Annotated in this window: 10 protein-coding genes; 5 read left to right on the plus strand and 5 right to left on the minus strand. The window is 73.6% G+C overall.

Features of this window, described 5'->3' with window-relative positions; all coding sequences use genetic code 11:
• Positions 1-61 precede the first annotated feature (61 nt).
• The 3 genes from ABZ865_RS33275 to ABZ865_RS33285 form a co-directional block, all read right to left on the minus strand.
• Positions 62-529 (minus strand): peroxiredoxin, encoded by a 468-nt coding sequence (locus ABZ865_RS33275; protein WP_361238764.1) that lies wholly within the window; start codon positions 527-529, stop codon positions 62-64.
• Positions 526-906, minus strand: a complete 381-nt coding sequence (locus tag ABZ865_RS33280; protein ID WP_361238767.1) for a hypothetical protein — start codon at positions 904-906, stop codon at positions 526-528. The genes ABZ865_RS33275 and ABZ865_RS33280 overlap by 4 nt, the downstream gene beginning before the upstream one ends.
• Positions 907-1,349: 443 nt before the next feature.
• Positions 1,350-1,874: a MarR family transcriptional regulator gene (locus tag ABZ865_RS33285; RefSeq protein WP_361238770.1), complete on the minus strand. Its 525-nt coding sequence runs from the start codon at positions 1,872-1,874 to the stop codon at positions 1,350-1,352.
• A gap of 221 nt (positions 1,875-2,095) precedes the next feature.
• Between ABZ865_RS33285 and ABZ865_RS33290 the strand changes: the two genes are divergently transcribed.
• The 5 genes from ABZ865_RS33290 (at position 2,096) to hemC (ending at position 6,826) form a co-directional block, all read left to right on the plus strand.
• A complete protein-coding gene (locus tag ABZ865_RS33290) occupies positions 2,096-2,662 on the plus strand; it encodes an SH3 domain-containing protein (RefSeq protein ID WP_361238773.1) in 567 nt (188 codons plus the stop codon).
• A 240-nt stretch (positions 2,663-2,902) separates the two neighbouring features.
• Positions 2,903-3,613, plus strand: coding sequence for a DUF2690 domain-containing protein (locus ABZ865_RS33295; RefSeq protein ID WP_361238776.1), 711 nt, complete (start codon positions 2,903-2,905; stop codon positions 3,611-3,613).
• Between the two features lie 339 nt (positions 3,614-3,952).
• Entirely contained in the window at positions 3,953-4,930 is a 978-nt protein-coding gene (locus ABZ865_RS33300) for an ATP-dependent DNA ligase (protein ID WP_361238857.1), read from the plus strand.
• Positions 4,931-5,060: 130 nt separating this feature from the next.
• Positions 5,061-5,837 (plus strand): NPP1 family protein, encoded by a 777-nt coding sequence (locus ABZ865_RS33305; RefSeq protein WP_361238779.1) that lies wholly within the window; start codon positions 5,061-5,063, stop codon positions 5,835-5,837.
• Positions 5,838-5,890: 53 nt separating this feature from the next.
• Complete coding sequence (gene hemC, locus ABZ865_RS33310; RefSeq protein ID WP_361238782.1) at positions 5,891-6,826, plus strand: hydroxymethylbilane synthase; 936 nt, start codon at positions 5,891-5,893, stop codon at positions 6,824-6,826.
• Between the two features lie 77 nt (positions 6,827-6,903).
• On the opposite strand, the gene ABZ865_RS33315 is transcribed toward hemC, so the two are convergent.
• Positions 6,904-7,428 carry a hypothetical protein gene (locus tag ABZ865_RS33315; protein ID WP_361238859.1) on the minus strand — a complete coding sequence of 175 codons (525 nt, stop codon included), beginning with the start codon at positions 7,426-7,428 and terminating at the stop codon, positions 6,904-6,906.
• A 190-nt stretch (positions 7,429-7,618) separates the two neighbouring features.
• Entirely contained in the window at positions 7,619-8,485 is an 867-nt protein-coding gene (locus ABZ865_RS33320; protein ID WP_361238862.1) for an ABC transporter permease, read from the minus strand.
• Positions 8,486-8,619 lie beyond the last annotated feature (134 nt).

The raw sequence follows: 8,619 nt of genomic DNA on the forward strand, positions 1-8,619 counted from the left end.
CGATCGGTCCGGAGCATCAAGCAGAGCGGTTCCGGCGCACGGTGCGCCGGAGCGGCCCGGCTCAGCCCTTGGCGGCGCGCAGCGCGGCCAGCGCCCGGTCGGCGTGGGTGTTCATGCGCAGTTCGCTGCGGACGATCTCGAGGACCGTGCGGTCCTGTCCGATGACGAAGGTGACCCGCTTGGTGGGCGCGAGCGAGAAGCCCCGCTTGACGCCGAACCGCTCGCGGATCGTGCCGTCGGCGTCGGAGAGCAGGGGGATGCCGAGGGTGTGCCGGCCGGAGAACTCCTGCTGCCGTTCGACGCTGTCGCCGCTGATCCCGACGGGGCGGGCGCCGGCCTCGGCGAATTCGGCGGCGAGGTCGCGGAAGTGGCAGGCCTCGGCGGTGCAGCCCGGGGTGAGGGCGGCCGGGTAGAAGAACAGCACGACGGGCCCGTCGGCGAGCAGCTCGGTGAGGTGTCGCGTGGTGCCGGTCTCGTCGGGCAGCGCGAAGTCCTCGACCTTGTCGCCGATCTCGATGCGTTCGCTCACGACCGTCCCTCCCCGCCACGGGCGACGCCGCGGGCCCACAGCACCAGGGGCAGCTGAAGGGGCAGCCGGGCCAGGGCCGCGGTGCGCTGCGGCGCGGGCCGGGTCCGCCAGTCGACGGCCATCTTCACGTTGGCCGGGAAGACCCCGACGAAGAAGGCCGCGGCCGCCTTCGCGGCGACCGGGCGCGTCCGGCGCGCGGCGATGCCGGCGGCGAGGGCCAGTTCCAGGGCCCCGCTGCCGTACGTCCAGGCCCGGGGAGATCCCGGCAGGATCCGGGGGATCGTGGCGTCGAACTGCCGTGGGACGGCGAAGTGGGCGACGCCGGCGGTGGCCAAGAGACCGGCGAGCAGCAGGGGTGAGCGTTCGGACCGGGGCACGGTTCCTCCTCTGGTGACCTGGCGCCGGATATTACTCCCCGGTAGACGACGGTGCGGCCGCCTGGGCGCGGCCGCCCGGCGTGCCGGTGGCCGGGCGTGGCCGCGGTCAGGGTGCTGGCGTTCGGGCGTGCCGGTGGTCGCGGGGTCCGGAGCGCGGCGTCCGCAGCGCCGGTCGTCCGGGCCGCCGATGGTCGGGCGTGCCCGCGGGCGGGGGTGCCGGCGGTCGGGCGTGGCGGTTGCTGGACGTCCGAAGCGGGGCGTCCTGAGCGTCGGTCGTCCGGCCTGCCGATGGTCGGGCATGCCCGCGGTCGGGCGTGCCGGTGGCCGGGCATGCCGACGGCCAGGCGTCCGCAGCCGGGCGGCCGGAGCCGGGCGGCAAGGCCTCCAGATGCCGGTGATCAGGCATCCGGGGTGCCCGTGGTCAGGGGTTCGGGTGCCGGTGGTCAGGCCGTGCCCGACGGGGCGTGCGTCTCCTGGCCGGGCTCGCTCCGCGCCGCGTGGGCGACGAAGTCGTCGACCATGCGGTGGAAGAGTCCGGCCAGCTGCCGCAGCTCGTCGGGCCCCCAGTCGGCGAGGGCGAGCTGCATGGCGCGGGCGCCGGTGTCCCGGATCCGCGCCACGGCCTCCCGCCCGGCGTCGGTGAGCCGGATCCGCTGGGCCCGGCGGTCGTCGGGGTCGGGCACGCGGGTCACGTATCCGCTGCGCTGCAACTGCTGCACGGTCCGCGTCACATGGGAGGCCTCCACGCCCAGCCGTTGCGCCAGCTCCCCCGGCCGCAGCAGTTCGGCGTCCTCGACCTGGCGCAGCAGGGCCACCGCGGCGCGGTCCAGGGGCACCCCGGCCAGCGCCATGAGCCGGTCGTGCTGCCGGGCCCGGGTGCCGAGGTAGGTGATGCGGGTCAGGGCGCGCTCGATCTCGACGACCTCGGGGGAGGCGGCGGGCAGGTCGGGCAGCGGTTCCGTGGACATACGGCCACCTTAGTCTCTCGTTGCCTGACTCAAGTAAGTCGGCGAGGCACCGAGCCTCCCGCTTCGTGCCAGGTGAGCCGGGGCGCGGGGGGCGGTGACCGTCCCCCGGGACGTCCCGGATGTCCCGGGGGACGCGGGGACGGCATTCTGACGGACTGTCATGGCAAGGCTGGCGTCGTGATCACGGCTCGTGGTCACGAGAACGACAGCCGGAGGTTTCCATGATCCGACGGACTCTCACGAGCGGCCTGCTGGCCACGGTCGCGGTGTTCGCATTCCTGCCGATGACGGCCGGCGCCGCCCCGGCGAGCGCGGCGGCCGTCCCGGGCCCCGCGCCGGACGTCTCGGTCCAGCACCTCGCGAACCTCGTCCTGCCGGCCGAGCGCGCCGTGCGGCTCGTCCAGCACGGGCCGCTGCTCGCCCAGCACCGCACGCACCGTACGACGCACCGCACGCACCGTACGACGTGCCGTACGCGCCACGCCCACCAGCGCCGCCACCACGCGCGTCGCACCCACCACGTCGTGACGCGGCGGGTCTCGCACCACCGCACCCTGCCGGTCGTCGGCCGGGTCGCCACGCACCGCGTCCGGCTGAACGTCCGCTCCGGCCCGGGCACCGGCTACCGCGTGGTCGGGCACCGGCACACGGGCCGGCTGCTCACACTGACCTGCAAGACGTACGGCTCCGGGGTGCACGGCAACCACATCTGGTACCGACTCCCGCATCACCGGGGCTACGTCTCCGCCCACTACGTGCGCACCGGGCGCGCCGTCCCCTGGTGCTGACGGCCGCCGTTCGTCGTACGACCTGACCGCCGAGGCCTGTTCGGGTGACCCCCCTTCCGAACAGGCCTTCGGCATGTCCCCGTGGCTCACCGTCCTCATACCTCGCCGGACGTTGCACACGCCGGTCAGCCGGGAAGCCATTGCGACATCAGGGGCTAAATCGCCCATAGCGGAAAGGGAGTCGAGGGACGCGCGATGGGGCATCCCCAAGAATCGGCCACAGCGGACGAGCCACTGACGGTGAGACTGCGCGAACTGAAGGACCGTACGGGCCTGAGCCTGGCGGCGCTGGCGGCGCGCACCCCGTACAGCAAGTCCGCCTGGCACCGCTATCTGACGGGCACCCAGCGGCCGCCCCGCCCGGCCGTGGAGGCGCTGTGCCGGCTCGCCGGCGCCGATCCCGCCGCCGTACTCGCGCTGTGGGAGGCGCACGACGAGCCGCCGGCCGCGAGCCCGCGGATCGACGAGGGCGGCAAGGGCCGCGGCTGGGTGCGGTGGCTGCCGCTGCCGGCGCTGGCACTGCTCGGCGTGGCGGCCGCGATCGCCCTGCCCGACCGGGGCGACACGCCCGCCGCGCAGGTGCGGTCCACGGCAACCCCGCGCTGTCACGGGCGCTCCTGTCAGGGCGAGTTGCCCGACACGTCGGTCTGCGCCCGCGACGCGAAGACCGAGAGCACGGTCACCGGGCCCTCCTACGGCGTCGTGCTGCGCTACTCGCGCATCTGCGGCACCGCCTGGTCGGAGGTGCGCATACGCTCCCCGCGGGCCAGGGAGGTGTCGGTGCGCGCGGGGCAGAACGTGCTGTGGGCGGGCTATCCGGCGGACGACCCGACGGGAACCACCAGCCCGATGCTCGCCGTCCGGTCCCCCCGGGGAGTGCAGGCGTGCGCCGAGGTGGACGGGCAGCTGGCCTGCACGGGTCTGGACGCGGAGCCGAACGACCCGGACTGAGACGCCCGTGCCCGCGCCGTCCCGCGCGCCATGCCCACCACCGCTCCGGGACCGCGCACCTCCCGGGGCGGCCGGTGCCGCGCATCGCTCCAGGTCCTCGACCGGGGCGGCGCCCGCGCGGGCCGGCCAGCGAGGTCCGGTCGGCGAGGTCCAGCCGCCGAAACCCACGACGCGCGCCCCGCTCCCGAACGACAGGGTCCGGTACCGGCTCCGGGTGGGCCGTCGTCCTCGCCGTCAACTCTTGGTGGTCGTGCGTCAGTCGGGGCCCGTTCAGGGGAAACGGCGCCGGAAGGGGCGTGAGGGGGCCGGGAGCGGTCGACATCTTCTGCCGTGACCGCTGTGACCCTGCCGATCGTCGCCCCCATGCTCGCCACCCCCGGCACGCTGCCGCCCGCCGCCCAGGACGAGCGGTGGGCGTACGAGACGAAGCAGGACGGGCAGCGGGTGATGGCCTATCTGCCCGGAGACGGCAGCGTGCTGCTGCGCGCCCGGTCCGGTGAGGACATCACGGCCGCCTATCCGGAACTGCGCCCCCTCGGCACCGTCCTGGGCGGCACGCCCGCCGTGCTGGACGGCGAGGTGCTGGCCCTGGACGAACAGGGGCGGGCCGACTTCCAGTTGCTGCAGAGCCGGATGGGCCTCGCGCACGCCCCCGCGCGGGCGGCACGCCGGGCCGCCCAGGTGCCGGTCCACCTGGTGCTGTTCGACGTGCCGTACCTGGAGGGACCGCTGCTGCGGCTCCCGTGGGTGGAGCGCCGGGCGCGGCTGGAGGGGCTGGGCCTGGCCGGGCCGCACTGGTCGACGCCGGTCGCCGTGGTGGGACACGGCGCCGAGGCGCTGCGCGCCACCCGGGAGCACGGCCTGGAGGGCCTGGTGTGCAAACGGCTGACCTCGGTGTACGAGCCGGGCGTGCGCTCCCGGGCCTGGATCAAGATCCGGAACATGCGCAGCGAGGACGTGATCGTCGGCGGCTGGCTGCCCGGCAAGGGGCGGCTGACCGGGCTGCCCGGCGCGGTGCTGGTCGGCCAGCGCGCCGGAGGCCGGCTGCGGTACGTCGGCCGGGTGGGCACCGGCTGGAGCGAGGCGGAGCGCGCGGAGCTGGCGGCGCTGCTGCGGGCCGCCGCGAGCAGCCGCTGCCCCTTCGAGCCGGTGCCGCGCATCCCGGACGCCCGCTGGGCGCTGCCCCGGCTGGTCGGCGAGGTCAGTTTCAGCACCCGGACCCGGGGCGGGCTGCTGCGCCAGCCGTCCTGGCTGCGGCTGCGTCCGGACCTGACGCCGGAGGAGTCGGCGGCGGACCTCCCCGAGGGCTTCGACTGAGTCGGCGTGACACCTGTTGGGCGGGGTTTCATCTGTGGGACGCCCGGGGTGTCTTGGCAGCGGGACAGCGAACCGGGATGCTGAACTCCCTCGCAACTCCCTTGCCCCCCACCGCTGTTGGAGGCTCCACGTGACCTCGTCCACCGCCCGTGTCCGGCGCGGCAGATGGTTCGGCGTCGTGGCCGGTGCCGTCGCGCTCGTCGTCGCCTTCCCCGCCGTCGCCTTCGCCGCCCCGCCCCCGGCACTGCCCCGCAACGCCGAGCCCGCCGAGCTGACGTACCAGCCCGCCTTCGACTACGACACGGACGGCTGCTACGCGACGCCCGCGATCGGTCCCGACGGCACCATCAACCCCGGCCTCAATCCGACCGGCGCCCTCAACGGCAACTGCCGGGACGCCTCCGACCTGGACAACACCAACAGCTACTCGCGCTACAAGTGCAACAACGGCTGGTGCGCCTACCTCTACGGCCTCTACTTCGAGAAGGACCAGGCGATACCCGGCATCAGCCTCGGCGGCCACCGGCACGACTGGGAGCACGTGGTGGTGTGGGTGCAGGACGGACAGATCCGGTACGTGTCGACGTCCAACCACGGCTCGTTCACCGTGCACCCGGTCTCCGAGGTCCGCTTCGAGGGCTCGCACCCGAAGATCGTGTACCACAAGGACGGCATCGGCACGCACTGCTTCCGGCTGGCCAACGCGAACGACGAGCCGCCGGAGAACCACAAGCACACCTGGCAGTACCCGCCCCTGGTCGGCTGGAACGGCTATCCGCCCGGCCTGCGCGACAAGCTGAGCGCGTACGACTTCGGCAGCGCCCACTTCGGCCTGAAGGACGCGAGCTTCGCCTCCCACCTGGCCTCGGCGAAGCCGTCCGGGATCCCCTTCGACCCGGGCGCCTGACCAATCCGTGGGACATGCCGGGGCAGCGCGCCCGAGGGTCTATCGTGTCCCTCATGTCCGCGCCCGAGCTGATTCGTATCGTCTCCCGTGACTCACCGATGGCCCTCGCCCAAGTCGAGCGTGTGCGCGCCGAGTTGGGCGTCCTGCATCCAGGGGTGCGCACCGAGGTCGTCCCCGTGAAGACCACCGGCGACAAGTGGCTCGGCGACCTGTCCAAGGTCGAGGGCAAGGGGGCGTTCACCAAGGAGGTGGACGCTGCCCTGCTCGCCGGGGAGGCCGACCTCGCTGTGCACTGTGTCAAGGACGTGCCGGCCGACCGGCCGCTGCCCGCCGGCACGGTGTTCGCCGCGTTCCTGAAGCGGGACGACATCCGGGACGCGCTGGTGCACCCCGGCGGGCTCACCCTCGACGAACTGCCCGCCGGCACCCGGATCGGCACCTCCTCGGTACGCCGGGTGGCCCAACTGGCCGCCACGCACCCGCATCTGGAGTGCGTGCCGTTCCGCGGCAACGCCAACCGCCGGCTGGAGAAGCTGGCGGCGGGCGAGGCGGACGCGCTGCTGCTGGCGGTCTCCGGTCTGGAGCGGATCGGCCGCCAGGACGTGATCAGCGAGGTGCTGTCCCCGGAGACGATGATGCCGCCGATCGGCGCGGGCATCCTCGCCCTGCAGTGCCGGGAGGGCGACAGCGAGCTGATCGACGCGGTCAGCGGGCTCGGCGACCCGGCCACGCACCGGGAGGCGACGGCCGAGCGGATGTTCCTGCACGTGCTCCAGGGGCACTGCAACAGCCCCATCGCCGGCTACGCGCGCGTGGACCGCGGCGGGGAACTCTCTCTGCGGGCCTGTGTCTTCACCCCGGACGGCAAGACGCGGCTGAACGCCCACGAGTGGGCGGGCCGGCTCGACGCGGCCACGCTCGGCACCTCGGTCGCGGTGTCGCTGCTGCGGCAGGGGGCACGGGAGATCATCGACGGCATCCCGCACTGACCGAGACCGGGCTCACTGACCGGGCTCACCGACCGCACGCACCGCGCGGTCCGCTCGGGGGCCCGCCGGGCCCGCTGTCAGGCGGTTCCCGGCTCGGTCTGGTCCTTGAGGAAGGCGCTCAGCTGGTGCGCCAGGCTGCCCGGTCCGCCGCTCGCCGTCGTGGCCGCCGCGGTCGCCTCCACGACGCCTATGCCGCCGAACCACAGCCGACGGTCGGTCCACTCCTCGTCCACCCGCAGCTGCACCTGGATGTCGACATGGGTGAGCGCGGCCTCCGGAGCGGCCGCGTAGAGCACGGCGGTGACCCGGCGCAGCGGGTAGACGTCGAAGCCCTCGATGAACTGGGTGTTGCGCCAGTCGATGAACGCGGCCTCCCCGTCGGGGCCGACCCGGACATCGATCTGGCCGTCCTCGAGATGGATGCCGTAGTGCCGCGCACCGCGGTTCTCGACCGTCACCTTGACCCTGAAGTACGTCAGCCCGGCCGCGGCGTCGTCGCGTCCCCGCGGCGGCTCACCGGCCTCCAGACGGTGGACGCGGACCCGCAGACCGGCATGCTCGTCGTACTCCTGCCAGTCCCCGACCACGTTCGGCTCGTACACGGTGCCCCTCTCGCCTTTCAAGAGATGCTGTTTATCCGTGTGCTCAGCGCACTGTCAAATGAGCGGAATGCACTGTGGCCAGCGGATTCGCCCGCTTTGATCGTTGATCAAGCGCTGCCCAGGAAGAATCCCTCCGGAGGGGTCCCGGGCGGGGTGCGGGTGCGTGCCGCACATCACGTCCGCGGCAAGATCAGCGGGCCAGCCGGCCGAGCAGTGAGGAGGCCGCCGCGATGCCGAGGGCGGCGGCCACCGCCAGCACGCCGAAGTCGGCGGCGAGGTGGGCCGGTGTGCCCAGCAGCAGGCCCCGCAGGGCGTCGACCTGATAGCTGAGCGGATTGGCCTTGCTGACGGCCTGGAGCCAGCCCGGCATCACCGAGACGGGGTAGAGGGCGTTGGAGCCGAAGAACAGCGGCATGGTGATCGCCTGCCCGAAGCCCATCAGCCGGTCACGGCTGAGGACGATGCCCGCGATGGTCATGGACAGGCAGGAGAAGAAGACGGAGGCGAGGACCACGGCCACGCCGACCCCGAGCAGCTTCAGCGGGTTCCAGGTGAGCGCCACGCCGAGCACCGCCGCGATGACGATGACGACGACGGCCTGGATCAGCGACTTCACCCCGGCCGCGAACGCCTTGCCGGTGATCAGCGCCGAGCGCGGGGTCGGGGTGACGAGCATCTTGTTCAGGATGCCGGCGTCCCGCTCCCAGATGATCTGGATGCCGTAGAAGATCGCGATGAACATCGCGGACTGGGCGATGATGCCGGGCGCCAGATAGTCGATGTAGGGGATCCCGCCGGTGGGTATCGCCCGGATCCGGGTGAAGGTCTGCCCGAAGATCAGCAGCCAGAGGGCCGGCTGGACCGCGCGGGTGTACAGCTCGGTGCGGTCGTGGCGCAGCTTCTGCAGCTCCACGGCGCACATCGCGAACACCCGGGCGGGCAGCAGCCGCCAGGCCGCGCGGGGCCGGGGCGGGCGGAGCAGCAGGGCGATGCCGGCCGTGGCGCCGTCGGCGGGCGCGGCGCCCGTGCCGGTGCCGTCAGCGGCCGCGGTGCCCATGCCAGTCCCGTCAGCGGGCCCGGAGCCCATGCCGACGGCGTCAGCGGGCCCGGAGCCCATGCCGACGGCGTCAGCGGGCCCGGAGCCCATGCCGACGGCGTCAGCGGGCCCGGAGCCCATGCCGACGGCGTCAG

The organism is Streptomyces sp. NPDC047085, assembly GCF_040643735.1.
In the GTDB taxonomy this organism is placed as follows: Bacteria; Actinomycetota; Actinomycetes; order Streptomycetales; family Streptomycetaceae; genus Streptomyces.

What these genes read in the sequence shown, in the direction of transcription:
- ABZ865_RS33285 (WP_361238770.1), bottom strand. Translation starts at nt 1,874, where the DNA reads ATGTCCACGGAACCGCTGCCCGACCTGCCCGCCGCCTCCCCCGAGGTC.
- hemC (WP_361238782.1), top strand. Translation starts at nt 5,891, where the DNA reads ATGTCCGCGCCCGAGCTGATTCGTATCGTCTCCCGTGACTCACCGATG.
- ABZ865_RS33290 (WP_361238773.1), top strand. Translation starts at nt 2,096, where the DNA reads ATGATCCGACGGACTCTCACGAGCGGCCTGCTGGCCACGGTCGCGGTG.
- ABZ865_RS33320 (WP_361238862.1), bottom strand. Translation starts at nt 8,485, where the DNA reads ATGGGCACCGCGGCCGCTGACGGCACCGGCACGGGCGCCGCGCCCGCC.